The 25,461-nt window shown below is 65.7% G+C and carries 23 protein-coding genes and 1 pseudogene; 7 read left to right on the top strand and 17 right to left on the bottom strand.

Features of this window, described 5'->3' with window-relative positions; all coding sequences use genetic code 11:
- Positions 1-56: 56 nt before the first annotated feature.
- The 9 genes from DV704_RS07340 to glpX all read right to left on the bottom strand — a co-directional run bounded on the left by DV704_RS07340 (position 57) and on the right by glpX (position 7,490).
- Positions 57-533 (bottom strand): cytochrome c, encoded by a 477-nt coding sequence (locus DV704_RS07340; RefSeq protein WP_114798976.1) that lies wholly within the window; start codon positions 531-533, stop codon positions 57-59.
- Between the two features lie 92 nt (positions 534-625).
- Complete coding sequence (locus DV704_RS07345; protein ID WP_255419444.1) at positions 626-1,105, bottom strand: YqhA family protein; 480 nt, start codon at positions 1,103-1,105, stop codon at positions 626-628.
- A complete protein-coding gene (gene fba, locus DV704_RS07350; protein WP_114798930.1) occupies positions 1,102-2,025 on the bottom strand; it encodes a class II fructose-1,6-bisphosphate aldolase in 924 nt (307 codons plus the stop codon). The genes DV704_RS07345 and fba overlap by 4 nt, the downstream gene beginning before the upstream one ends.
- Positions 2,006-2,680, bottom strand: a complete 675-nt coding sequence (gene rpe, locus DV704_RS07355; RefSeq protein ID WP_114798931.1) for a ribulose-phosphate 3-epimerase — start codon at positions 2,678-2,680, stop codon at positions 2,006-2,008. The genes fba and rpe overlap by 20 nt, the downstream gene beginning before the upstream one ends.
- A complete protein-coding gene (locus tag DV704_RS07360; RefSeq protein ID WP_233498289.1) occupies positions 2,673-3,623 on the bottom strand; it encodes a phosphoribulokinase in 951 nt (316 codons plus the stop codon). Before DV704_RS07360 ends, rpe begins: the two co-directional genes overlap by 8 nt.
- 7 nt (positions 3,624-3,630) lie before the next feature.
- Positions 3,631-4,542 carry a CbbX protein gene (gene cbbX, locus DV704_RS07365; protein ID WP_114798933.1) on the bottom strand — a complete coding sequence of 304 codons (912 nt, stop codon included), beginning with the start codon at positions 4,540-4,542 and terminating at the stop codon, positions 3,631-3,633.
- A gap of 61 nt (positions 4,543-4,603) precedes the next feature.
- The gene (locus DV704_RS07370; protein ID WP_114798934.1) at positions 4,604-5,026 is read right to left on the bottom strand and encodes a ribulose bisphosphate carboxylase small subunit; all 423 of its coding nucleotides are present in this window, start codon (positions 5,024-5,026) and stop codon (positions 4,604-4,606) included.
- A gap of 11 nt (positions 5,027-5,037) precedes the next feature.
- Entirely contained in the window at positions 5,038-6,492 is a 1,455-nt protein-coding gene (locus DV704_RS07375) for a ribulose-bisphosphate carboxylase large subunit (protein WP_114798935.1), read from the bottom strand.
- An 8-nt stretch (positions 6,493-6,500) separates the two neighbouring features.
- Entirely contained in the window at positions 6,501-7,490 is a 990-nt protein-coding gene (gene glpX, locus DV704_RS07380) for a class II fructose-bisphosphatase (RefSeq protein WP_114798936.1), read from the bottom strand.
- An 85-nt stretch (positions 7,491-7,575) separates the two neighbouring features.
- Between glpX and DV704_RS07385 the strand changes: the two genes are divergently transcribed.
- The gene (locus tag DV704_RS07385; protein WP_114798937.1) at positions 7,576-8,469 is read left to right on the top strand and encodes a LysR family transcriptional regulator; all 894 of its coding nucleotides are present in this window, start codon (positions 7,576-7,578) and stop codon (positions 8,467-8,469) included.
- Between the two features lie 2 nt (positions 8,470-8,471).
- On the opposite strand, the gene DV704_RS07390 is transcribed toward DV704_RS07385, so the two are convergent.
- The gene (locus DV704_RS07390; protein ID WP_199489956.1) at positions 8,472-10,169 is read right to left on the bottom strand and encodes a bifunctional UDP-sugar hydrolase/5'-nucleotidase; all 1,698 of its coding nucleotides are present in this window, start codon (positions 10,167-10,169) and stop codon (positions 8,472-8,474) included.
- 138 nt (positions 10,170-10,307) lie between these two features.
- Between DV704_RS07390 and DV704_RS07395 the strand changes: the two genes are divergently transcribed.
- Genes DV704_RS07395 through DV704_RS07405 form a run of 3 tightly spaced genes read left to right on the top strand, consistent with a single transcriptional unit; the run spans position 10,308 to position 12,738 of the window.
- On the top strand, positions 10,308-11,696 hold the full coding sequence (locus DV704_RS07395; RefSeq protein ID WP_114798938.1) for a selenium-binding protein SBP56-related protein: 1,389 nt from the start codon (positions 10,308-10,310) through the stop codon (positions 11,694-11,696).
- Positions 11,696-12,280, top strand: coding sequence for a hypothetical protein (locus DV704_RS07400; protein WP_114798939.1), 585 nt, complete (start codon positions 11,696-11,698; stop codon positions 12,278-12,280). The genes DV704_RS07395 and DV704_RS07400 overlap by 1 nt, the downstream gene beginning before the upstream one ends.
- Before the next feature lie 2 nt (positions 12,281-12,282).
- Complete coding sequence (locus DV704_RS07405) at positions 12,283-12,738, top strand: isoprenylcysteine carboxylmethyltransferase family protein (RefSeq protein WP_114798940.1); 456 nt, start codon at positions 12,283-12,285, stop codon at positions 12,736-12,738.
- Here the strand turns inward: DV704_RS07405 and DV704_RS07410 are convergent.
- The 4 genes and pseudogenes from DV704_RS07410 to DV704_RS07425 form a co-directional block, all read right to left on the bottom strand.
- Positions 12,732-13,787: a hypothetical protein gene (locus DV704_RS07410; RefSeq protein ID WP_114798941.1), complete on the bottom strand. Its 1,056-nt coding sequence runs from the start codon at positions 13,785-13,787 to the stop codon at positions 12,732-12,734. The genes DV704_RS07405 and DV704_RS07410 overlap by 7 nt on opposite strands.
- 49 nt (positions 13,788-13,836) lie before the next feature.
- Positions 13,837-16,257: a cbb3-type cytochrome c oxidase subunit I gene (locus DV704_RS07415; RefSeq protein WP_114798942.1), complete on the bottom strand. Its 2,421-nt coding sequence runs from the start codon at positions 16,255-16,257 to the stop codon at positions 13,837-13,839.
- A gap of 51 nt (positions 16,258-16,308) precedes the next feature.
- Positions 16,309-17,373 (bottom strand): cytochrome c oxidase subunit II, encoded by a 1,065-nt coding sequence (coxB, locus tag DV704_RS07420; protein ID WP_114798943.1) that lies wholly within the window; start codon positions 17,371-17,373, stop codon positions 16,309-16,311.
- Positions 17,374-17,480: 107 nt separating this feature from the next.
- Positions 17,481-19,328, bottom strand: a pseudogene (locus DV704_RS07425) (heme o synthase).
- Between the two features lie 190 nt (positions 19,329-19,518).
- Between DV704_RS07425 and DV704_RS07430 the strand changes: the two are divergent.
- Together DV704_RS07430 and DV704_RS07435 are read left to right on the top strand one after the other, a co-directional pair.
- Entirely contained in the window at positions 19,519-20,646 is a 1,128-nt protein-coding gene (locus tag DV704_RS07430) for a zinc-binding dehydrogenase (RefSeq protein WP_114798979.1), read from the top strand.
- A 44-nt stretch (positions 20,647-20,690) separates the two neighbouring features.
- On the top strand, positions 20,691-21,101 hold the full coding sequence (locus DV704_RS07435) for a GNAT family acetyltransferase (protein WP_114798944.1): 411 nt from the start codon (positions 20,691-20,693) through the stop codon (positions 21,099-21,101).
- On the opposite strand, the gene DV704_RS07440 is transcribed toward DV704_RS07435, so the two are convergent.
- The 3 genes from DV704_RS07440 to DV704_RS07450 form a co-directional block, all read right to left on the bottom strand.
- Entirely contained in the window at positions 21,098-22,075 is a 978-nt protein-coding gene (locus DV704_RS07440; RefSeq protein WP_233498290.1) for a zinc-dependent alcohol dehydrogenase family protein, read from the bottom strand. The two genes, DV704_RS07435 and DV704_RS07440, sit on opposite strands and share 4 nt — an antisense overlap.
- Positions 22,076-22,156: 81 nt before the next feature.
- Positions 22,157-23,353 (bottom strand): folylpolyglutamate synthase/dihydrofolate synthase family protein, encoded by a 1,197-nt coding sequence (locus DV704_RS07445; RefSeq protein WP_114798946.1) that lies wholly within the window; start codon positions 23,351-23,353, stop codon positions 22,157-22,159.
- A 22-nt stretch (positions 23,354-23,375) separates the two neighbouring features.
- A complete protein-coding gene (locus DV704_RS07450; protein WP_233498291.1) occupies positions 23,376-24,308 on the bottom strand; it encodes a VWA domain-containing protein in 933 nt (310 codons plus the stop codon).
- 103 nt (positions 24,309-24,411) lie between these two features.
- Here DV704_RS07450 and DV704_RS07455 point away from each other — a divergent pair, with 103 nt between their 5' ends.
- A complete protein-coding gene (locus DV704_RS07455) occupies positions 24,412-25,074 on the top strand; it encodes a uracil-DNA glycosylase (protein WP_114798948.1) in 663 nt (220 codons plus the stop codon).
- The last annotated feature ends 387 nt before the right edge of the window (positions 25,075-25,461 follow it).

Genomic DNA, 25,461 nt, shown 5'->3' on the forward strand with positions numbered 1-25,461 from the left:
CCAACAAACAATCCAACCCCCCACCAGGTGGGGGGTTTTGTGCTTGGGCGGGGCCCCTACTTAAGCCCAAGCTTGTTGCGGGCCTCCAACACCTGGGCCGCGGTCATGGTCTTGGCCCGCTGGGCCCTGACCTCAGCCGCGGTAAAGGGCTGCTGGCCGGCCGGGAACCTGTTGCCCCACTGGGTGGAGATGTGGTTCAGCAAAGCGGCAATGTCTTCATCCTTGAGCTGGGCGTAGGCCGGCATCACCCCTTGGTACCTCGTGCCCTTGATGGTGATGGGGCCCTGCAGGCCGTAGAGCATCACCTGGATCAGGTACTCCCGCCCTCCCCTAACCGCCAGAATCTCGGGGATATGGCCGGCCAAAGGTGGGAACACCCCGGGCACACCGGCGCCGTTGGCCTGGTGGCAGCCCTGGCACTGGGCGTAGAGGGGCGTGGCCTGGGCCACAGCCGTTTGCGCGCTGAACAGATAGGTACCCAGGCCCAAGGCCAGGGCAGCCGACGTGAGTAGCAGGGAGAGTCTGCGCTTCAAGTTGTTCACCTCCAGATAAACAGTATGGCGCTTGGGTTCTTTTTGCAAGCGACTGACAGCTAGATTAAGGTTATCTAGCCGATAACCGCGGGTTATTTTTCCGGCTTATCCCGGGCCTGAACCAGCCAAAGAGCAGCCCCCAAGAGGGCCACCGCGCCGGCGTAGAAGAGGAAGTCCAGGGCCCCTTTGGGCGAGAATGCCAGGGCTTTTTCAAAGAACTTGACCACCAGGATCATCATGATGACCTGGCCCAGCTTGGTCTTGAGGTCGTTGAGGCTCCTGACCACCAGCACATTGAGGCTACCTTTCATGGGGTTCACCTCGGCGATGAAAAGCTCGTAAAGCCCAAGGGCAAAGATGATGAGCACCGAGGCCAGAAGGGCCAGGTCTACCGCCCCCACCATAAGCGGCAGGGCTTTCTCCACACTACCCGAGCTCAGGGCCTGCCAGACCTCGAGCCCGGTCTGCAGCGCGAAATACACCGCTCCGGCAAGCAGCCCTGCCACCGGTAGGAGCATCACCCAGCGGGCCTGCCAGAGCAGGCTTTGGATGAGCTGCTCGATGCGACTCAAGCCCGTCCCACCGTGCCCATCAGCTCGAACTTTTCCTTGATAATCTGCTTCAAGTACTCCCGCCCCTTGCCCAGAAGCTTCCGGGGGTCGAACTCCCTGGGGTTGCCCATCACCACCTCGCGGATGCCAGCGGTGAAGGCCAGGCGCAGGTCGGTGTCAATGTTGATTTTGGCGATGCCGTTCGGAATAGCCCGGCGGATATCGTCGTCGTGGATGCCGGTGGGGTCGCCCAGATCAGCCCCGGTGGCGCTCATCTTGTCCTTGAGCCACTGCGGCACCCCCGAGGAGCCGTGCAGGACGAGGGGAATGGAAACCCGCGCGGCAATCTGCTCGAGCCGAGCATGGTCGATATAGGGCCGCCCCTTGCCCTTGTAGGCCCCATGCGAGGTGCCGATGGCGATGGCCAGGTAGTCGATTCCGGTGGCTTCCACAAAGCGCTCGGCCTCCTCGGGGTCGGTGAGGAAGGCGTCCTTGGCGTCCACCACGATGTTGTCCTCGATGCCCTGCAGGCGCCCCAGCTCAGCCTCCACGCTCACCCCCACCGCGTGCGCGGCCTCCACGCACTTTTTGGTCTCGCGCACGTTTTCTTCAAAGGGGTGGTGCGAGGCGTCAATCATCACGCTGGTAAACCCAGCGCGAAGGGCCTGCAGCACCATCTTGTAGTCGGCGCCGTGGTCGAGGTGCAGCACCACCGGCACGCTGACCCGGCTGGCCATGTCCTTGACCAGGTTGGCCAGGTTCTCCAAGCCCGCGTACTTCCGGGCCCCATCCGAGACCTGGATGAAGACCGGGGCCTTGAGGGCCTCGGCGGTCTCGAGGATGGCCTGGGTGATCTCTAGGTTGTTGGTGTTGAAGCTGGGCACGGCGTAGCCTTCGCGCCGCGCTTTGTTGAGGACGTCTTTACCTAGGGCCAACGGCATAGGCTTCTCCTAACAGCTTCTCCATATTCTCGGCCACCGGCCGGTTGTTAAACAAGGCACTCCCCGCCACCACCACATCAGCCCCGGCCCGGTAGACCTCGGCCACGTTCTCGGGCTTGATGCCCCCGTCCACCTCAATCAGGCAGCCTGGATTCAGGTGCTCGCGCAACACGGCCAGCCGACGGATGCGCTCGGTACTGGCGGGAATGTACTTCTGCCCGCCAAAGCCGGGGTTCACACTCATGATGAGGGCCAGGTCGAGTTCGGGCAGGAGGGGCAGCAGGGCCTCCAGCGGCGTAGCCGGGTTGATGGCCAGCCCAGCCTTTTTGCCCAGTTCCTTGACCTGCTGCACCGCGCGGTGGGCGTGGGGGGTGGCCTCAGCGTGCACCGTGATCCAGTCCGCCCCAGCCTGGGCGAAGTCCTTCAGGTAGCGCTCCGGCTCCACAATCATCAGGTGCACGTCCAGCGGGAGCCGGGTAACCCTGCGAATGGCCTCCACCACCAAGGGCCCAAAGGTCAGGTTGGGCACAAAGCGCCCGTCCATCACATCCAGGTGGATCCAGTCCACCCCCGCCGCCTCGGCCTCCTGAATCTGCTCGCCCAGCCGGGCGAAGTCGGCGGTGAGGATGGAGGGCGCCACCCGCAGTTTAGGCATAGGCCAGGGCTCCTTTTTGAATGGCCTGCTCGCGCATATGTACTAGATAATATGCGATGACGAGCTGGGTGAGGGCCAGGGGGTAGCTCTGGCCGCCCTTGTCCCAGAAGGTGCCGATGAGTTCGGGGTTGAAGTGCTCGGCATGGGGGCCCAACTGCTCCCAGATGAGCCGCTCAAAGACCGCTGCCCGTTCAGGCTCGAGGCCCCCCGAGATGTCCAGGATGTCGGCCTCCTTGCGGGCCTCGAGGCGGATCACCGCTGGCTCGTCCTCGAAGGCCGAGTGCAGCACCTCGGTCAGGTCGAGCCGGGGCAGGCTGCGCCGGAGAGTGATGCGCACCGAAAGGCTGCTGGGCTTCTCGGGGTCGTAGCCCGGCGGCCGGTAGAAGCGCACCACCATGTCTGCGTGCTCCTTCTGCGGCCAGATGTAGGCCTTGGAGTCGGGCATACGCCGCTCGATGTCAGCCACCACCTGCTCGGGGGTGTAGCCCCGCTTGGCCACATCGCGCTTGATCTTCCACTCCCTGCGCAGGTCTTCCTCGGGGTCAAGGTAGACCTTCAGGTGGTAGCGGTCGCGCATGCGCTCCGAGTAAAGGGTGAGCAGGCCCTCGAGCACCACCGCCCGGGGAATAAGTCGGTTGCCGTCCTGGATAGCCCGGGGCGGGGGCACGTACACCGGGGGGTCGAAGGTGCCGGTGGAGTGGTTGTAAACCGGCTTCAAAATGGGCTCCCCCATGGCCAACAGCCGCACGTGCTGCTCCATGATGTCCATGTAGTTGCACTCGGGGTTGAGGGGGGTGATCTGGAGCTCAGCCCGCTGCTTGCGGTCGTACTTGTGGTAGTCGTCCACGCAGATGTTGGTGGTGCGCTCCTGGCCCAGCAAGCGGGCGATCCCGCTGCTTATGGTGGTCTTCCCCACCCCCGAGTCGCCGGCGATGCCAAGCATAAAGGGCCTATGCGGCATCCTGGCCTCCTTTCTCCAGCTCTTCGCACTCCCGGAAGACCTCGCTGGCCCGGATATCCTCCTCGGCAATACGGCGCAGATCGTCGGGGGTCACCTGGCCCGCCCGCTCAAACAGCCGTTTGGCCTGGCGCAGCTTGAAACGGTCAATGGCGTTGCGAATGCTACGGGCGTTGGCGAAGTTGGGCAACCGCCTGCGGCAGCGCACGTAATCCACGAAGGCCCGCTCGGCGGCCTCGTCCAGGTAGTAGTTCTGCTCGGCAATCATGAGCTTGCCGATGGCCACCAGCTCCTCCTCGGTGTAGTCGGGGAAGCGGATGTGGTGGGCGATGCGCGAGCGCATCCCGGGGTTGAGCGAGAAGAACTGCTCCATCTTGTCCTCGTAGCCGGCCAGGATCACCACCAGGTCCTCGCGCTGGTTTTCCATTACCTGGAGCAGAATCTCGATGGTCTCCTGGCCGTAGTCCCGCTCATTCTCGGCCCGGTAAAGGCTGTAGGCCTCGTCGATGAACAAGACCCCCCCCATGGCCCGCTTCAGCACTTCCTTGGTCTTGGGGGCGGTATGGCCGATGTACTGGCCCACCAGGTCGTCGCGGCTGGCCACCACCAGATGTTCACGCCGAATGTAGCCCAGCCGGTTTAGGATGGTGGCCATGCGCATGGCCACGGTGGTCTTGCCGGTGCCAGGGTTGCCGGTAAAGGCCATGTGCAAGACCGGACGGGTGGCCACCAGGCCCAGCTCCCGCCGCAGCTTATCCACCACCAGGTAGGCCGCAATCTCGTGGATGCGGGTCTTGACCGGTGCCAAGCCCACCAGCTCCCGGTCGAGGCGCTCCAGCACCTCGGGCACGCCGGTCTCCTGCAACAAGGCCTTTAGGTCGGTGGTGCTTACAGTCTCGGTCATGGGCACTTCCTTTTAGGACAACCCGCCCCCAGCCAGGGGCCGAGGGGCGGGCCGGAGGGGGCTAGTAACGCTCTCCCGAGGGCTTATCGGTCACATAGGGCTCGAGGCCGTACTTCTGCACCCGCCCATCCGACCAGACCATGCGCTTCAGGCGGAAGCCAGGGTCGTCCTGGGTGGGCCGGTGGGCGATGAAGCTCACCCGCTGGGCCTGCCACATGGGGCTGGGGTCGTAGCCGTTGATCTTGATGTAGTGCTTGGGGAAGGCCTCGCGGCACTTCTTGAACTCGTACATGGCCGCCGCCGGGTCCTCCAGGTCGAACATGGGCAGGCCCCACATGTTCCAGTAGATGTTGTAGGGGTTGGGGTCGTCGGTGTACTCAATCGAGACCGCCCAGCCGTTCTGGATGATGTAGCGGATCTGCTTTTCGATCTGCTCGTCGGTAAGGTCTGGGAGGAAGGAAAAAGTCCCCTGATGGATGCGCATGATTGCCTCCTTCACATGGTCGGGGTGGGCAGGAAGTCCGGGGTGTCGGTGGAGGCAAAGTCGAAGGTGACGTCCTTCCAGATCTCCAGCGCAGCGGCCAGCGCCGGGGAGTGCTTGGCGGCCTGGCGCAGGATCTCAGGCCCCTCGGCCACAATGTCCCGCCCCTCGTTGCGGGCCTGTACCATGGCCTCCACCGCCACCCGGTTGGCCGTGGCCCCCGCGGCAATGCCCATGGGGTGGCCGATGGTGCCCCCGCCGAACTGCAGCACCACATCCTCGCCCAAGAGGTCCAGCAGCAGGTGCATCTGCCCGGCGTGGATGCCGCCGGAAGCTACCGGCATCACCCCTGGCAGATAACCCCAGTCCTGGTCGAAGTAGATGCCCCGTACCGGGTCGTAGTGGTTGTACTGCTCCCGCAGAATGGCGTAGTAGCCCTTGGTCAGGTTGGGGTCGCCCTCGAGCTTCCCCACAATCGTCCCAGCGTGGATGTGGTCCACCCCCAACATCCGCATCCACTTGGCCAGCACCCGGAAGTTGATGCCGTGGTTCTTCTGCCGGGTGAAGGTGGCGTGGGAGGCGCGGTGCAGGTGGAGGATCATCCCGTTGTTGCGGCACCAGTTGGAGAGGGTCTGGAGGGCAGTGTAGCCCATGGTCAGGTCGGCCATGATGATGATGGAGCCGATTTCCTTGGCGAACTCTGCCCGGCGCAGCACCTCCTCCATGTCGGCCGCGGTCACGTTGTGGTAGTGGCCCTTGCGCTCGCCCGAGACCTGCTCGGCCTTCATGACCGCCTCTTGGGAGTAGAGAAAACGGTCGCGCCAGCGCATGAAGGCCTGGGAGTTGATGTTCTCGTCGTCCTTGGTGAAGTCAAGCCCCCCGGCCAAAGCCTCATAGACCACGCGGCCGTAGTTGCGCCCCGAAAGCCCCAGCTTGGGCTTCACCGTGCAGCCCAGCAGCGGCCGGCCATACTTGTTGAGCATGTCCCGCTCCACCGGGATGCCGTGGGGGGCTCCCTTGAAGGTCTTGAGGTAGGCCACCGGTATCCTAAGGTCCTCCAGGCGCAAAGCCTTCACCGCCTTGAAGCCGAAGACGTTGCCGATGATGGAGGAGGTCATGTTGGCAATCGAGCCCTCCTCGAACAGGGCCAGGTCGTAGGCGATGTAGGCGAAAATCTGCTCTGGGTTACCGGGCACCGGCTCGATCTTGTAGGCCTTGGCCTGGTAGCGGTCCAGGGTGGTCAGCCGGTCGGTCCAGACCACCGTCCAGGTGGCGGTGCTGGACTCACCGGCCACCGCTGCAGCAGCCTCCTCCGGCTCCACCCCAGGCTGGGGGGTGATGCGGAACAGGGCCAGGGTGTCGGTGTCCTTAGGAACATAGTCAGGCCGCCAGTAGCCCATGTCGCGGTATTCCCGCACCCCGGCTTTGGCGTACTTGCCAGTGGTTTTACCTGCGTATCCCAGTGACATACTTCCTCCTAGTAAAGCTCCCCGCTAATGGCGCGGAGTTTTTCCAAACGGTGGTACGACTCGATGTAGCGCAGGGTACCGGTGTGGCCCCGGATGACCAGGCTGTGGGTAATGGCGTAGGCGCCCCGGTAGCGCACCCCTCGCACGAACTGGCCATCGGTGATGCCCGTAGCGGCGAAGTGGGTGTCCTGGGAAGGGCAGAGCTCCTCCAGGCTGTAGACCCGCTGGGGGTCGTAACCGCTGTTCACCAAGGCCCAGCGCTCCTCCTCGCTTTGGGGGTCGAGGCGCATCTGCATCCCACCACCCAGCGCCTTGACCGCCACCGCCGCAATCACCCCTTCCGGGGTACCGCCGGTGCCCATCAGCACATCGATGCCGGTATCGGGCAGCACCGCGGCCAAGGCCCCGCCCACGTCGCCATCGGTGTGCAGGCTGACCCGCGCCCCAGCATGGCGAATCTGCTCGATTAGGCGGGCGTGGCGCGGCTTGTCCAGCACGAAAACGGTAAGCTCTTGCACACGCTTGCCCAGCGCCCGGGCTATTTCCTTCAGGTTTTCCTCCGGGCTTGCTGCAAGGTCGATGGCCTCCCTGGCTGCCGGGCCCACCACCAGCTTGGCTGCGTAGAAGCCGGGTCCGGGGTTGAAAAGCCCCCCCCGCTCGGCTGCCGCAATCACGCTGATGGCCCCACCCCGGCCATAGGCCACCAGCCGGGTGCCCTCGATGGGGTCCACCGCCAGGTCCACCTCCGGCCCCTCTCCTGTCCCCAGCTCCTCGCCGTTGTAAAGCATGGGGGCCTGGTCCTTCTCGCCTTCCCCGATCACCACCCGGGCCCGCATGGGCACGGTGGAGAGCAGAAGGCGCATAGCGTCTACTGCTGCTTGGTCGCCCTCCTCCTTGTTGCCGAGCCCCACCCACCGGGCAGCCGCCAGAGCAGCTGCCTCGGTGCCGCGCAACAAGTCCAGGGACAGGTTGCGCGTGGGGCGTTCGGTAACCGTCATCCATCACCTCCTTTGGTGAGTTCAGCGTAGGTGCTCGTGACAAATAGCGCAAGTTTGTTTTGAAAGTTTTTGATAAACTGGTCTTATGCTTGAGCGCCGCCCCTTCCCCAACCCCCAGTCGCTGCGGGTGTTCCTAAGCGTGGTGCAGGAGGGCAGCGTGGGCCGCGCAGCCCTAAGCCTGGGCATGACCCAGCCCGGGGTAAGCCAACACATCCGGGCCCTCGAGGCCCAGCTCGGCCACACCCTTTTCCACCGCCAGGGCCGCCGACTGGTGCTGACCAAGACCGGCCAGGACCTGCTGCCCGAGGCCAAACGGGCCGTGCAGGCCCTGGAGGAGTTCATGCAGGCCGCCCAGGCCCTCGAGCGCTTAGAACGAGGGCGGGTGGAGATAGGCGCCGCCACCACCATGGCGGTCTACGTGCTGCCTCGCTACCTCACCGAGTTCAAGCGGCTTTACCCCGAAATCCGGGTCAAGCTGGAAAGCGGCAGCTCCGAACGGCTTACCCAGCGGCTCTTGCAGGGGGAGATCGAGCTTGCAGTGGTGGAGTCGGTGGAGCACCTGGAGGGCTTTGAGCGCACCCTCTTCTACGAGGACGAGCTGGTGGTCATCGTGCCCCCCGAGCACCCCTGGGCCAAAAAAGAAGACATTAATCCCGAGCAGTTAGTCGAAGTCCCGCTTATCGTGCGGGACCCCAACGCCATGACCTACCGGGTGCTGGGCTCGGCCCTGGAACAGGCCGGGCTGGAGATCAACCCGGTCTTCTACACCGACAACCACGAGGTGACCAAACGGCTGGTGCTCGAGGGGGCCGGGGTGGGCATCGTCTCCAGCGTGGTGGTGCGGCCCAACGTAAAGGTGGGCAACCTGCGGGCCTTGCGCATCCGGGGAATGGAGCTCAGGCGGCTTTTCTGGCTCATCTACCCCGCCCAAGCCGGCAACCCCGCGGCCGAGGCCTTGCGGGCCATGCTGACCTCCTGAGACTAGGGCAGATTGACCGCGCTAATCCGGTTTTCCAGAAGGGACCCCGCGGGTCGTCCGGCGGCCTCCATGGCCTGCAGGTAGGCTTGGAGGGCGTCCAGGTCGAGCGGCCCCCCCACGCGCTCGGTGCCCTCGCGCAGCACGGTGAAGTTATCCCCTCCCTCGGCCAGGAAGCTGTTGACCGTCACCCGGTAGCGCCCATCGGGCAGAAGCTCCTGTCCGTTGAGGCGGATGCTGAGGACCCGCTCGCCCTTGGGCCGGCGGGCATCCCAGGTGTAGCTGAAGCCCTGCGAGACCTGCAGGATGCGGTTGCGGCCCGGCTCGGGGTTGTCGAACTGCTGCTCGAGCAGGGCCCTGATCTGAGTCCCGGTGAGGGTCATCACCACCAGGGTGTTGCCAAAAGGCTGCACGGTGAAGAGGTCCCCGTAGGTGACGGTGCGGTTCGGGCTGGGGTTCGGGGGCAGGTCGGCCCGGATTCCCCCAGGGTTCATGAAGGCCACCACCGCGCCCCCTTTGGCCGGGTCGCGGGTGGCCGCGAGCTGCGCATCGGCAATCAGGTTGCCCAGGGCGCTCTCCCCTGCGGGGCTGGCCTCGCGCCTGATCTGCTCAACCGCCAGCCGGGCCACCGGCTGGTTGGCGATGGGGTCGGCGATGGCCCGGGCCTGGTTCACCAAGGCGGTCATCTCGGGGTCCTTGGCCAGCCGGGCCGCATCCACCACCAGGTTGGCCGCGCGGGCCGCTACCACATCCCGGGTCCTTGGGTCGATGCTGAGGTCGATCTGGGTCAGAAGCCGCCCGTTGGCATCGGCCTGGGTCACCAGCCGCCCATCCACCCGGCACAGGTAGCCCCGGTGGGTGTGGCCCGAGACCACCACGTCCACCGCACGGTCCAGCCGGCGCACGATGTCTACGATGGGGCCGCTGAGCGATGTGCAGTTGGGCTCGTCGAAGGGTTCCCGTGCGAACCCTCCCTCGTGCACCAGGGCCACGATGGCTTCGACCCCCCGCGCCCGGATCTCGGGGATTACCCGGTTGATGGCCTCGGCCTCATCGGTGAAATCCAGGCCGGCTATCCCGCTGGGCGGAACGATGCTGGGGGTACCCCGAAGCACCGCGCCCACAAAAGCCACCTCCACCCCACCCACCCGCTGCACCACGTAGGGGGGGAAGAGGGGCCGGCCCGTGGCCCTGTCCAGCACGTTGGCGGCGATGTAGGGGAACCGGGCCCCCTCATAGGTCCCGAGCCGGCAGGCCCGGCTGGGGTCGTAGGCCTCCTGGCAACCGCCGCGCTGGATGCGCTGGAGTTCCTTGAGGCCCTTGTCGAACTCATGGTTGCCCAAAGCACTCACCGCCATGCCCATCCGGTTGAGGGCCATAATGGTGGGCTCATCGGCCAGGAGGGCCGAGATGAGGGGGGTGGCCCCGATCAGGTCACCCGCCCCCACGAAGACGGTGTGGGGGTTCCGCGCCCGCATCTCTTTGACCAGGGTGGCCAGGGCCTCCACCCCCCCGGCCTGGATGCTCACCCGGCGGCTGCGGTCGTTTGGGTCGGGGACGCTAAAGTTTTGGGGCAACAAGGCCCCGTGCAGGTCGTTTATAGCCAAAACCGTAACCGTGAGGGTCTGGCCCTGGCCAAGCACGAAAACCAGGGCCACCAGCGCTAAAAAGAGCGGGAGCACTGCCATCCAAACACGCCGCATTTCATACCCTCCTCCATGCGAGGATAAGGCCCCCACGTCAGGCCTCGGTAGGGACGGCTTCGTAACCCAGGCCCTTGAACCCCAGGGCAGCAATATTTACCCTTTTTGTAAGGTAATCAGAAAAGCAGGAGGTGCAGCATGGCCCTGTGGCAACCCGACCCAAGCTTCTACCCCTCGCCCCGCGCCGCTATGAAGGCCCCCCCTGAGGAGCTGGCCTACGTGGTCTGGCTGAACGCCGACCGCAGCCAGCCCGACCGGATCGCGGTGGTGGACGTGAACCCGGGCTCGAGCCGCTACGCCCAGGTGATCGGCCACGCCGAGATGCCCTACACCGGGGGGGAGCTCCACCACTTTGGCTGGAACGCCTGCAGCTCCATGCTCTGCCCCCAGGCCCCCCACCCCCATGTGGAGCGGCGCTACCTGGTGGTGCCGGATATCAAAAGCTCGCACATCACCATCCTGGACACCAAGCCCGACCCCACCTGCCCCAAGGTAGTCAAGGTCATCGAGCCCAAGACCTTAGCCGAGCGCACCGGCTACAGCCGGCCCCATACCGTGCACTGCGGGCCCGATGGCGTCTACATCTCGGCCCTAGGCAGCCCTGAAGGAGAGGGCCCCGGGGGCATCATGGTGCTGGAGCACGAAAGCCTGGAGCCTCTAGGTCGCTGGGAAATCGACCGAGGGGACCAGTACCTACACTACGACTTCTGGTGGCACCTGGGCTACGACACCCTGATCTCCAGTGAATGGGGCACCCCGCGCATGGTGGAGCAGGGCCTGCTGGGCGAGGAGCTTTTGGCCGGGAGATACGGCCACCGGCTCCACTTCTGGGACATAGCCCGCCGCCGTCGCCTCCAGGCCCTGGACCTGGGGGCCGAGCACCAGATGGCCCTGGAGCTCCGACCGGCCCACGACCCCACCCGGGCCTACGGCTTTTTGAACTCGGTGGTCTCGCTCAAGGACCTCTCGGCCTCGGTCTGGCTTTGGTACCGCCAGAATGGAGCCTGGGCGGTGCAGAAGGTCATCGAGATTCCCGCCGAGCCCGCCGAAGAGGACCTGCTGCCCCCCATCCTGAAACCCTTCAAGGCGGTGCCCCCCCTGATCACCGACATCAACCTGAGCGTGGATGACCGCTTCTTGTACGTGGCCTGCTGGGGCACCGGAGAGCTGAGGCAGTACGAGGTTTCCAACCCCTTCGAGCCCCGCCTCACGGGAAGCCTTAGGATTGGCGGCATCGTGCGGAAAGCGGGCCATCCTGCGGCCCAGGGCCCCCTGAACGGCGGCCCCCAGATGGTGGAGGTGAGCCGCGACGGGCGGCACATCTACTTCACCAACTCCCTCTACCTGCCCTGGGATGCGCAGTTCTACCCCGAGGGCATCCGGGGCTGGATGGTCAAGGCCGAGGCCGACCCCGAGGGGGGGCTCCGTTGGGACGAGCGCTTCTTCATTGACTTCGGCCCCAACCGGGCCCACCAGGTGCGGCTGCAAGGGGGCGACGCCTCGAGCGACGCCTACTGCTTCCCCTGATGGAGCCCCTCCTACCCTCTGTGGCCCTGATGGGGGCCCTCCACGGCCTCAACCCGGCCATGGGCTGGCTCTTCGCGGTGGCCCGGGGCTTGCAGGAAAGGCGGCTGGGGGCTTTGCTGGGGGCGCTGGGCCCTATTGCGCTGGGCCATACCGCGGCGGTTGGGGTCATGCTCGCGCCCCTTTGGGCCCTGGACCTCCTGCTGCCCACCACCGAACTGCGACCCTGGCTGGGCCTGGGCCTGATCGGTTTTGCCCTGTGGCGCAGCCGAAAACCCTGGCATCCGGTGGGCCGGATGCGGGCTGGGGCCTTGGAGCTTTCGGCCTGGTCCTTCCTGCTCACCCTGGGCCACGGAGCGGGGCTCATGCTCCTGCCCTTTCTATGCGCTTCTGGGGCCCTTCGGGGGCTGGAGGCCCTGGCGGTGCACAGCCTGAGCACCCTTCTGGTCATGGCCCTGGCGGCCCTGCTGGCCTACCGGCTGGGGCTACACCTTTTGCCGCGGCTTTGGATTAACTTTGATAGAGTCTGGCTCTGGGCGCTGGGAACGATGGGGCTGGCCAGCCTGGGCATGGGCCTTGCAGGGTAGCCATGCGCTTTGGCGAAGCGGGAGGATGGTATGTGGTGGGGCAGTTCGGGCTGCTCTTGCTTCTGGGGCTGGCCCTGGGGCTTACCCCGTCTTCTAGCCCTTTCTGGTTGGTCTGGATCGGAAGAGGGCTGGGCGCGCTGGGGATGGCCGTGCTCTTGGTGGCAGCCTGGCAGCTCGGGCGCAACCTGACCGCCCTGCCTAGGCCCAGGCCGGAGGGCCACCTGGTGCAGGAAGGCCTCTACCGGGTAGTACGGCACCCCATCTACGCGGGGCTCCTCCTTTGGGCCTGGGGGAGCACCCTGGCCCACCTCAACCTTTGGACGCTGGCCCTCAGCGGTCTATTGACTGCCCTTCTGGACAGGAAGGCCACCCTCGAGGAGCGTTTCTTACACCAGCGCTACCCGCAGTACGAGGCTTATCGCAAACAGGTGCGAAAGCTCATCCCCTGGCTCTACTGAGCCGGGCAGGGCTCGAGGCGCCCCGCCAGTTCCACCGCCCCCGGCAGCGGCTGCCAGACCGGCTCCACTGGTTCCGCACGCCACTCGAGCCGCTTCGGCTGTAGGAAGAACGGCTCGCGCCGATACTTTAGCACCACCCCAGCGCCCTGCCCCGTGCTCAGCCAGCCCTGGCCCTCGGGGCTGTAGCTGTAGCTGAAGCCCACCGCCCGGGGGGTCTGGGGCTCGAGGTAGCGCAAAGAGCCCAGGCCGGAACCCAGGGCCCTGGCCTGCCCCCCCTCTACCCAAAGCCCCCGCCGCTCCCCCTCCACCTCGGCCTCCCCTACCAGGACCCGGCTCCTAGGGTAGGTCCGCCACATGCGAAAGTAGTCCAGGCCGGGCCTGCGCCACAGCTCGGCCCGGCCCCCGGGCAGCCACCACAAAAAGCCCTCCGAGTCCCCCTCCACCTCGGCCCGCCCCACGGCCAACCCCGGACCCACGTAGCGTAGGTAGTCGTTGCCAGGAAAACGGCTCTGGTAGCCGGCCCGTAGCCGGCCCTCCAGGTCTGTGTGCAGCCAGAAGGCATCGAAGCCCCCGGGCCCCGCCGTGCGGCCCACCAGGTAAAGCGCCCCGCCCGAGCGCCACAGGCCATAGGCGTAGGCATCGCCCGGGCCCCTATAACGGTGCCCCTTGCCATCGGCCAGGCGCAGCAGCCAGACATCCCAGTCGGGCCTAGGGCCCAGCCCACCCACAGCATGGACCCCATCGGTGAACCAAAGCACCCCCTCCGGCCCCCGCCAGGCCGCCCGGGGCCGGCCCTGGGCATCCAGCCTCACCCAGAGGGCCCGCAGCCCGCTAAAGCCCACCGCCACCCAGCCCCCGGGTGTGGGGGCCAGGCCGTAGAGCCCCTCGTCCTCCTCCGGCAGGCCCACCCCAAAGGCCCCCTTTGGGGTAAGGACCAGCGCCTCCAGCCGCCGCCCCTCGACCCAGGCCCGCCCCACCCAAACCCCCTCGGCCCCGGCAAACAGGGCGCTGTTGTAAAGGGTAGCGAGCACCAAGCAGGCCCCAAGCACAGGCCCATGATAAACGGGGCCCGCGAAGGGGCCCCAGCAGAACCCAGTCCTACCAGATGTAGAAGATGGTCACAATGAAGAGCCAAACCGCATCCACCAGGTGCCAGTACATCGAGGAGGCCTCGAGGGTGCCCTGCTCGTGGTTGTTGATCTTGCCCGCCAGGCCCTGGGCGTAGGCAATCACCAGCCCGGTCCCCCCGATGAGCACGTGCAGCCCGTGGAGGCCCACGATGAGGAAGAAGGCGTTGAACCAAAGCGCCGCCTTGCGGGCCGCCTCCGACTGACCGGCCGCGTTCAGGGCCTCCACATAGTGGCCCGAGGCGATGGCAAACTCCCAAACTTGGAAGAGGAAGAAGGCCACCCCCAGGAGGATGCTGATGAGCATCCCCAGCTTGTAGGGGGAGAACTTGTTGCTGCGCAGGTCGTGGTGGGCAGCGTGCACGGTAAAGGAGCTCGCAACCAGGAAGAAGGTGTTGAGAAGGGCCAGCCACAAGGCCGGGCGGTGGTCCTCCGGCGGCACCGCGGCCCCGGTGAGGCGCAGGTACAGATAGCCCGCGATCAGGATGCCGAAGAGGGCAATTTCTGAGACGATGAACCAAGCCATCCCCACCCAGGCATTGGACTTACCGGTCACGGTGTGGTGCTCCACCGGGTGGTCGTACTCGCGGCGCAGGCCCCACTTGAAGAGGCTATAGAAGAAGAGGAGGAGGCCCACCGCCAGCCAGCCGCCCCACCCTGGCAGGCCGCCCACCGGGGCCGTCCCGAGGTTAGGGGCCAGCGAAATGCCCACCCCTAGGATGAACAGGGCCACCGCGGTCATAAAGGGCCAGATGGTGGGAGCTGGCAGGTGAATGGTGGCAGGGTCGATGGGCTTGGGCTTCAGGCCCTCCTTCTCCCAGTCGTAGAGGGGCCGTTCGGATTTGAAGACCGTGGGGAACTGCACGGCAAAGTTGTACGAAGGCGGCGGCGAGGAGGTGGCCCACTCGAGGGTATAGCCCCCCCAGGGGTTGTCGGGGGCCTTCACGTTTTGGCGGAAGCTCTCAAACATGGCGATAAGCCAGGCGACACCCCCCAGCCCAAGGATGATGGCCCCCACGGTGGAGATGAGGTTCATCTCGTTCCAGAGGTAGAGGCCGTCGGGGTAGGTGTAGTAGCGGCGGGGCATGCCCAAAAAGCCCAGCACGTACTGGGGCATGAAGGCCAGCAGATAGCCCACCAAGAAGAGCCAGAAGTGCACCTTGCCCCAGAATTCGGGGTACATCCGCCCGGTGATCTTAGGCCACCAGTAGTAAAGCCCAGCAAAAGCTAGGAAACCTGAGCCGGCCATCAGAACGTTGTGGAAGTGGGCCACCACGAAGTAGCTGTCCTGCACCTGATAGTCGAAGGGCGCCACCGCCAGCATGATCCCGGTAATCCCCCCCAGCAGGAAGTTGAACATGAAGCCCATCAAGAAGAGCAAGGGGGTCTTGAAGTCGAGCTGGCCGCCCCACAAAGTGCCCAGCAGGTTGAAGATCTTCACCCCTGTGGGCACCGCCACCAGCACGGTGAAGAAGACGAAAACGAGCTGGAAAAGAAGGCTCTCGCCCACCGTGAACATGTGGTGCGCCCAGACCAGGAAGCCCACCACCGCGATGCCCACCAGGGCGAAGACCATGAAGCGGTAGCCGAAGACCGGCTTGCGGGCAAAGGTCGAGGCCACCTCGGCGGCAATGCCCAGGTAAGGGAGCAGCATGATGTAGACCGCCGGGTGGGAGTAGAACCAGAAGAACTGCTGGTAGAGCACCGGGTCGCCGCCGATGATGGGGTCATAAAGGCTCAGCCCCAGCTTGCGCGAGAGTAGCACGGTCAGGCTGGCCGCGGTAATGCCCGCCAGGGCAAAGAGCGAGAGCAAGGAGGTGGCAAAAATACTCCAGACAAAGATGGGCATCTTCCACAGGCCCATGCCCTTGGCCCGCAGGTTGTAGACCGTGGCGGCGAAGTTGGCCGAGCCCAGCAGGCTCGACAGGCCTACCAGCAGCACCCCCATCATGAAGAAGTCGGTGCCGATGCCGGTAGTGCGGGAAAAGGGGTAGTAGAAGGTCCAGCCCACGTCCGGGGCCCCGCCAAAGAAGAGCGAGGTGTAGATGAGCACCCCCGAGAAGACGAAGAGCCAGGCGGCAAAGGCGTTAATCCGCGGTAGGGCTACGTCCCGCTCGCCCAACATGAGGGGCAGGATGAAGTTGCCAAAACCTGCCAGCCCTGCTGGGATGATGAAGAAAAAGAGCATGGTGGCCCCGTGCAGGGTGAGCACCTGGTTGTAGGCGTCCCCAACCAAAAACTGCCGCTCGGGGCCAGCAAGCTGCCAGCGGATGGCCACCGCCATCAGGCCTGAAAACCCGAAGGCCACAAAGGAGGTGACCAGGTAGATCATCCCTACCTTCTTGTGGTCGCTGGTGGTCAGAAGGTCCCAGAGCGCCTCCCAAAAGGTCATGCGCCGTGTAGGTTGTGGTGCAACTACGGCCATAGTTGTGCGATACCTCCTCTAGAACCTATCCAGATTGCTGAAGTCCAGGCCCTCCACCTTGTGGCTCATCAGGTAGGCGGCGATGGCCTTGACGTCCTCATCCGACATCGTGGGGTAGGCCGGCATCTTGACCCCGGGTTTCATGCCAGGGGAGTTCTTGATCCAGCGCTCCAGGAATTCCGGGGTGTTGGGCCACATCCCCGCCCCCACAGTGGTACGGTTGCCAAAGAAGGTGAGATCGGGGTTCTGCGGCAGCCCCTGGGAAACCCCCTTGATGGCGTGGCAGGCTGCGCACTGCTGCTTGAAGAGCTCCTCCCCTCGAGCCAGGACGGGGTCGGCTGGCGGGGTGGCCTGGTAGGCCTTGGCCCCCTCGATCCAGCGGTCAAACTCCTCCTGCGAAACCACCTTTACGCGGAAGCGCATGTTGGCGTGGGAGGCCCCGCACAGCTCCACGCACTGCCCATAGTAGGTACCGATTTTTTCCGGGGTCACCTCGATGTGGGTGACCACCCCCGGAATGGCGTCGCGGGCCCCCACCATGCTGGTAATGCGGAAGGAGTGGATCACGTCGTAGTTCTGGCCATCCCCTCCAGTGACCTCAAAGCGCACCGGCCTGCCTACCGGAAGCACGAGCTCGTTGGAGTTGCGCACCCCATAGTCTCTGTAGATGAAGTCCCACCAGAACTGCCAGCCCCGGACCTCCACCACCATAGCGCCCGGGGTAGGTTGGTCGAGGCGGAACATGCTCCGGGCGGTGAGACCAAAGATGATGAGCACGATGATGGTAGGAATCACCGTCCAGATGACCTCGAGCCGGTCATTTCCGTGTATTTGCTCAGGCTCCGAGGTCTCCTTTCCAGTGCGGCGGAACTTGATGACCACATAGGTCAGCGCCCCGATCACCACCACGAAAACCAGGGCAGCAAAGCCCATCACCCAGACCAGCAGCCCCCGCACCTCGCGGTTGAAGGCCGAGGCCTCCGGGTCGATGATGTTGAGAACATGACCCCCTGCCTGGCCGGGCTCGGCCGCCAGGGCTAGCCCAAGAAGTAGGATGAGCCAACTCAGACCTCGTTGCAGCATTCGCGCGTCCTCCCTACACTTGCCTGGTCATTCTAAAGCATTTTTTTTGGAATTACTCCTTTCTACTGCACAGAATACCCCTACCCGGTAGGCCCCCATCCTACCATCTAAAGCGCCCTGTCTATAGCCATAGCGACAAAGAGTAATGCCAGGTATAGCATCGAGTACTTATACAAGGCCAGAGCACGGGGGCGCTCCTGGCTTTGCAAAAGCCGCCAGCTCTGTCCAAGCAGCAAAGCGTTCAAAGCGAGCGCCACCCCCAGGTAAAAGCCCCTAAGTTCCCCCATCAACACGGGGATAAGGGTGAGAACGACCGTCAGGATAGCGTACAGAAACACCTGGTAGGCGGTCTCGCGCTCACCCCGCACCACCGGGAGCATAGGCACCCCCACTGCGGCATACTCGTCCTTGATCATCAGGGCCAGGGCCCAGAAATGCACTGGCGTCCAGAAGAAGATGATCAGGAAGAGGTACCAGGCAAAAAGGGAGAGCTCCCCCGTGACCGCAGCCCAGCCCACCAGGGGAGGAAAGGCCCCGGCAGCTCCGCCGATGACGATGTTGCTCCAAAAACGGCGCTTCATGTAGAGGGTGTAGACCCCCACGTACCAGACCAGCCCGGCCATCGCCAGCAGCGCGGCGAGCATGTTGGCCCCCCAGCCCAGGATTAGGAAGGAAAGGAAAGCCAGGATGCTGGCGAAGAGGGTGGCTTCCTTGGTGCCGATCTTCGCGGTTACGGTGGGGCGCTGGGCGGTGCGCCGCATCCGACCGTCTATGTCCCGGTCAATCACCATGTTGAAGGCGTTGGCCGCCCCCGCGGCCATATACCCCCCCACCAGCACCACCAAGAATAGGCCCAGGCCCGGCCAGCCCCTGGCGGCCATGAACATGGCCATCAGGGTGGTGAAGAGCAGCAGGCTGATGACCCGGGGCTTGGTCAGCCAGAAGTAGTCGCGCCAGGTGGCGCGTTCGGTTTGGGTAGCAGAAAGCACCATACCAGTTTACCTTGCCCCCTGGGCCGCAGCGGTGCGGGGTTGCGCACTCTGGCCCTTCGTGCTCAGAGCCGAAACGGCCAGCAGAACCCAGGTGATGAAGGCCAGATCTGAAAGCAAGAGGTGGGGCAGCTGGGTGTAGAGGGCGGCCGCTTGGTGGACATTGAGGAAGCCCACCAAAAGCTGCAGGACAAAGACCACGCCCACCATCCGAGCGAAAAAGCGGGTGTGGGGCGAGGGGCGCAGGCTGGCGATAAGCTGGGCTGCCAGCACCACGTAAAGGCTCACCAGCACCGCGATGAAGGGATGGTAGATGCGGAGCTGGACCAGGAAGTGCTCACCTGGGGTCAGGGCCCGCCCCACTGCCTCGGCGGTGTTGCGCACGGGAAAGAGCGCGTCGCCCAAGGAGGAAAGGGCCCCCGAGGCCGCCACCCCCAGCAGGCCCACCACCCCCAGGCCAAGGGCCCAGGCCACGAGGCCCTGGCCCCGCCAGAAGGGCCGGGCCTCGGGGTAGCGGGACCACCAGGCGGTGAGGGCCAGGGCCCCGATCAGGAAGAGGGTGTTGATCAGGTGGGCGGGGGCCACGATGGCCCTAGCCAGGCTGGCGTCCTGCCCCACCAGGCGAAAGAGCACCAAACCAGCTCCAATCAGGCTCTCGGTGACCATGAAGAACATCGAAAGACCAGCCCCCAAGCGCACCAGGTGGCCTTTGGGAAAGGCCCGGCGCGACCAAAGGAGCAGCCCCACCACCATTAGCAAGGAAAGGCCGCTGGTAAGGCGGTGGAAGAACTCGATGAAGGTCTCTAGGCCGCGGAAGGCCGGGAGAACCTCACCGTTGCAGGTGGGCCAGTGGGCCCCGCATCCATCCCCAGAACCGGTGGCCTGCACCACATCCCCCCAAAGGATGACCAGCAGGGTGAAGGCCACCACCCCCCAGGCATAAAGCGTAAAGCGATGGTTCTTCATGTGGAAAACCCCCTTCGGGGCACTGCCCCCATTCTGCCAGAGGGTCCCGGGTATACCATTAGGACAATTGTCCTGACCAACCCTTTGCCTCCCCAAGCCCACCGGGCGCAAAATGAGGGCTATGCAAACCGCCCTCACCACCACAGCCGCCAAGCGCTTGCTGGCTTCGAGCACCGGCTCGAGGGCGCTGATGCGGGGACTCCTCTTCACCCCCTCGATTCCCCGCTACGCCCTGGCCCGGCTGCTGGGCAAGCGCTACCCCCCCCAGGCCCTCCCCCTGCAGCTTGTCACCCTGCCCGAGCCCGCCCGCACGCCGGGCTTTGAGCGGCTCAAGGTAAGGCTTTCAGGCATTTGCGGCAGCGACCTGGCCCTGCTTTACGGAAAGCAGGCCCCTACCCTCTCAGGGATGTTCTCCTTTCCGGCCGTGCTGGGTCATGAAATCCTGGCCGAGCTGGGGGGCGTGCGGGTGGTGGTGAACCCGGTGCTGGCCTGCCTCGAGCGGGGCCTCCCCGACTGCCCGGTCTGTGCTCAGGGCCTCGACCACCTCTGCGAGAACGTGGCCGAGGGCAGCCTGGCCCCGGGCATGGTGGGCTTTTGCCGCGATCTGGGGGGGGGCTGGGCTGAGCGCATGGTCGCTCACCGTGAGCGCATCCTGCCGGTGGACGAACGGGTACCTGATGAACGGGCCGTGCTCGCAGAACCCGCAGCGGTGGTGCTCCATGGGCTGCGCCAGGCCTGGGGGCAGGCCGAAGGCTTTGCGTGGCCCAGTCGGGTGTTGGTAATCGGGGCGGGGACCATCGGGCTTCTGACCATTCGGCTGCTGCGGGTGCTGGGGTTTTCGGGGCCCCTTTATGCCGTAGCCCGCCACCCCCACCAGGCCGAGCTGGCCCAAAGGTTCGGAGCCAGCCAGGTCTTCCCCTCAGCCCAGGCTGCCCAGGAGGCCGCCGGCGCTCGGCGCTACCGGGGCATTCTGGGGGCTTCCTCCTGGCGCGGCGGCTTCGAGGGGGTGGTGGAGGCCTCGGGCTCCCCCGGCGGCCTGCAGGAGGCGAGCTGGGCAGTGCGCGAGGGGGGGCGGGTGCTGCTCCTGGGGGCCCCGGCCACCGCTTTTCACGATTTCTCGCCCTACTGGTTCCGCGAGGTGCACCTGGTAGGGAGTTATGCGTATAGCTGGGACGACTTCGCCCAAACGGTCAAGCTGCTTCCCGAGCTGGAGGGGCTCGAGGCCCTGGTCACCCACCGCTTCCCCCTGGAGGCCTGGCCTGAGGCCATCAAAACCGCAGCCTCCCGGCGGGGCATTAAAGTGGTCTTCAAGCCATAGACCCCTTTCCGCGAGCAGGTACGGTGCGCTAGCCTGGGGGAAGGATGCCCATCCGCGAGTTTAGAATGGAGGACTACTCCAGCGTGATCGCCCTATGGCAGAGCGCAGGCCTCGAGCTCAACCCCTCGGACAGCTTTGAGGGGCTGAAGAAGAAGCTCGAGCGCGACCCCGATTTGTTCTTGGTGCTGGAGGAGGATGGCCAGATCCTGGGGGCCCTCCTGGCCGGCTTCGATGGGCGGCGGGGCTGGCTTTACCACATGGCCATCCACCCTTTTGGCCAGGGGCAGGGCTGGGGCAAGCGGATGCTGGAGGAGCTCGAGGCCCGCCTCAGGGCCAAAGGCTGCCTGAAACTCAACCTTCTGGTCGAACCCTCCTACAGCGGCGCGGAGGAATTCTTTGAGCGGCTGGGCTACCGGCGCGACGAACTCATCTTCATGGAGAAGTGGCTGGGCTAGGGCAGAAGGACCGCAGCCCCGTGCACCCGGCCCTCCTTAAGGGCCCTTAGGGCCTGGTTGGCCTCCTCCAGGGCAAAAGGCATGGTCTGGGGCCGCACCCCTGCCGCCCGGGCCAAAGCCAAAAACTCCTCCCCATCCTGGCGGGTCAGGTTGGCCACGGAACGCACGCTCCGCTCCTCCCAAAGCAGGGCGTAGGGGAAGGCCGGGATATCGCTCATGTGGATGCCCGCGCAAACCACCACCCCGCCCCGCCGGGTGGCCCTCAGGGCCTGGGGCACCAGCGCCCCCACCGGGGCGAAGATCAGCGCCGCGTCCAGGGGCTCGGGGGGCAGCTGGTCGGAGCCGCCGGCCCAGACCGCCCCGAGCCTCCGGGCCAGGGCCTGGGCCTGGGTATCCCCGGGCCGGGTGAAGGCGTAAACCTCCCGGCCCTGGTGGACCGCAACCTGGGCAATGAGGTGGGCGGCCGCCCCAAAACCGTAAAGCCCAATCCGCTCCACCCCCTCCCCAGCCAGACGGTAGGCCCGGTAGCCGATGAGCCCCGCGCAGAGCAAAGGAGCGGCCTCGAGGTCGCTGTAGCCTGCTGGAATAGCAAAGCAGTAGTCCTCCTGGGCCAGGGCATACTCGGCATACCCCCCGTCCAGGGTGTAGCCGGTGAAGAGGGCTTTATCGCAGAGGTTCTCCTGGCCTCCCCGGCAGTAGCGGCAGGCCCCACAGGTAGCGCCCAGCCAGGGCACCCCCACCCGCTCCCCCACCCTGAAGCGGCGCGCCTCCGGCCCCACCGCCACTACCTCCCCCACGATCTCGTGCCCCAGCACCAGGGGCAGCTTGGGATGGGGCAGCTCCCCCTCGAAGATGTGGAGGTCGGTGCGGCAGACCCCGCAGGCCCGCACCCGCAGGAGGAGCTGCTTTCCGGTGGGCTCGGGCCGCTCCACCTCCCGCAGGTGAAGGGGCTCTCCCACCTTCTCCAGCCGCATCGCGCGCATTCCCATACAGGATACCAGCGCAGAAAATCCCGCACCAGCACCAGGCCTTGCAAAGCACCCAAGCCCCAGGGTCTAGGGACCCACCTCCGGAGCCGTCCAAGCCGAGAGGCCGAGGCCTTCCAGCACCGCCCCCACCAAATACAAAGAGCCGGTCACCAGAACTGGCCAGGGCTCCTGGCGGGCCGCCGCGGCAGCATGCTCCAGGGCCTCCAGGGGGTCCTCAAAGTAGGGTGAGGCCCGAACCCGCTGCAACTCCGCCCCGCGCAGGGCCCCCCGGCCTGCCCAGGCGTAGCGGAGGCTTTTGGTCTTGGGGAGCAGGGCCCCCAAAGTCGAAGCGTAGTCCTTGCGCGGAAAGGCGCCGAACACCAGATGAAAGCCCTCGAACTCCTCCGCTAGGGCCCGCGCGGCCGGCGGATTGTGGGCCCCATCCAGCACCACCGGGACCCCCCTGTACTCCAGCCGCTGCATGCGGCCAGGGTGAAAGGCCGCGGCGAGGCCCCGGGCAATTGCTGCTTCCTCGTAGCCCAAAAGGCGCAGAGCGGCCGCGGCCAGCCGGGCGTTCTGCTGCTGGAAGCGGCCGGGCAGGGCCGGGGCCGTGGGCAGGGCGAAAAGCTCTTCTTCAGAAAGCACGTACAAAGGGGCCCCGCGCTCGCGGGCCAGGGCCCGGACCACCTCCAGCCCCACCCCCTGAGCCCCGGTCACCACCGGCACTTCGGGCCGGATGGCCCCGGCCTTGTCCCGCGCTACCCCCTCCAGCGAACCCCCCAGGGTCTCCAGGTGGTCCTCGCCGATGTTGGTAATCACCGTAAGCCGCACCCGGGGAAGCACATTGGTGGCGTCTAGCGCTCCGCCCACCCCGGCCTCCACCGCGGCAATCCGGACCCCCTTTTGGGCGAAGTGCCGGAAGGCCAGAGCGGTGGTGAGGTCGAAGAAGGCTGGCGGCTCGAGGAAGCGCTCCTCCTGCGCCCAGCGCACAAACTCCAGCACCTCGCCTTCGGGGATGAGGCCCAGGTGGGTGCGGATCCGCTCGCGAAAGTCCACCAGGTGAGGGCTGCTGGTGGCCCCAAAGGCCTCCTTTGCTGCCCGGAAGGCTGCCTCCAGATAGGCCACCACGCTGCCCTTGCCGTTGGTGCCGATCACGTGCACCGCGGAAAAGAGCGCCTCAGGATGGCCCAAGCGTTCCAGCAGCCCCCGGATGCGGCCGAGCCCCCGGGGAGCGCCCGCCCGGGTCTGGGAAAAAAGCCAGTTGAGCGCCTCGGAATAGGTCACGGGCCTAAGATTACCCCATGCCTCACACCACCCTGCGCCGCCACTGGGCCAGCAGGAGGCTACCGGCTAGAAAAACCCCGGCTGCCAGGCCAAAAAGACCGCTCACCTCAGTCCGCTGGGGCCGCCAGCCCACCACCCGGCTCAGGCTGCGGTAGGCCTGCCGCAAAGCCTCGGCCGACTCCGCGGCAAAGTACTGCCCCCCAGTGGCCTCGGCGATGGCCCGCAGGGTCTCCTCGTCGAACTGCATCCAGTACCCCCCCCAGCCCCACTCGCTCCCGCTCGGGGGCGCGTTGGGGTCTCCCCGGCGGCCCAGCCCAATGGTGTGCACCGTCACCCCCATCTCCTTGGCAAAGGCGGCGGCGTCGAGCGGGTCCGTGCCGGTGTTGTTGCGCCCGTCCGAGAGCAAAACCACCGTTGAGGGGCCCAAAGGCTTCCCATCGGCGCCCACAGGGATGGCCCGGAGGCTCTCCAGCAGCCCGTCCCCAATGGCGGTGCGGCGGGCCATCTGCAAGAGCTCGATCTGCTCCACCACCCGCTCGTGGTCGGTGGTGGGGGCCACCTCCAGGGTGGCATAGCCGGCAAAGCTCACCAGGCCCACCTTGATTCCGTCAGGCAGGGCGCGGACAAAGTTCTGGGCCTCCTTTTTGGCTGCGGTGATGCGGTCGGGCTCGATGTCCTGGGCCCGCATGGAAAGGCTGATATCGATGGTCACAATCACCGTGGCCAGGCTGTCGGGCACCGGCAAAACCGCCTGAGGACGGGCCAATGCCAGCAGGGCCAGCAAGAGCGCCAGACCATAGAGCCCCGCGCTCAGGTGGCGCTTCCAAAGCGGCTCGGCCAGCCGGGCCAGCGGGGCCAGGTTGGGGTAGAGCACAAAGCCATCCGCCCGCCCCTGGTAGACCAGGCGCCAGTAGAGCCAGCCCAGGAGGGGCAGGAGCAGGAGCGCCCAGAGCATCCAGGGAAGTCCAAAGGTCACCGCTCTACCCCCTTCACTTCAGGAAATAAATCACCTCTGAGTTTGACTGCGATTCCCCGTGCAGATGGTAGGCTTGTTTACGATGCGGCTCGAGGCCCTCCACAACGAGCTGGTGGCCTGTCGGCGCTGCGCCCGCCTGGTGGCCTGGCGGGAGCAGGTGGGCCAGGAAAAGCGCGCCGCTTACCGCAGCTGGGTCTACTGGGCCAGGCCGGTGCCCGGCTTCGGCGATCCAGAGGCCTGGCTGCTCATCTTTGGCCTGGCCCCCGGGGCCCACGGCTCCAACCGCACCGGCCGCCCCTTTACCGGGGACGCCTCGGGGGACTTCCTGTACCCAGCGCTCTACCGGGCCGGGCTGGCCAACCAGCCCAGCTCCACCCACCCCGGCGATGGGCTGGTGCTGCGGGGGGTCTACATCACCGCAGCGGTGCGCTGCGCCCCGCCAGGTAACCGCCCCACAGCGGAGGAGCTCGCCGCCTGCGCCGAGTGGACCCGGCGGGAGCTGGGCCTTCTGGGGCGGGTGCGGGTATACCTGGCCCTGGGGCGGATAGCCCACCAGGCCTTGCTGGGCTACCTGGGCCTCCCCCGGGCAGCCTACCCCTTTGCCCACGGCCGGGCCTACCGGCTAAAGGAGGCCTTCCTTCTCTGCTCCTACCACGTAAGCCGACAAAACACCCAGACCGGCCGGCTCACGGCGGCCATGTTCGACCAGGTCCTGGCCCAGGCCAAGGCCCTGGCTGGGCTCTGAACACCCAAGGTGCAAACCCCAACCGGGGTCATCGCTGCCCGCAGACCCAAGCGAGGTTGGCAACGTCACGTAACGCTTGGATGGGTCAAAATACCCTGAGTAAGAAGGATGAGTTTTTACAATCTCAGATGTATGAGAAGGTTCTTGGTTTTTTTGCCTCTCTTTGTGGCGATTCTGATGGCTTGCGCCCCAGCCACAACCGGACGCCGAGTATTCGAACTGCGCGTTGTCAATTTGTGCGGAGGGGACAACTACACCGTCAGGGTATATGCCAACCAGCAGTACCTTGGCAGGGTGACCACGGTGGAGTCCTTCTACCTACCCGCGGGCCAATACGAGCTGCGCGCCGAGGGAACCGGGCTCAACGGCGGGATGGCCACGCGAAGC

Origin of the sequence: Meiothermus sp. QL-1, from assembly GCF_003351145.1 — a bacterium.
Classification (GTDB): domain Bacteria; phylum Deinococcota; class Deinococci; order Deinococcales; family Thermaceae; genus Meiothermus.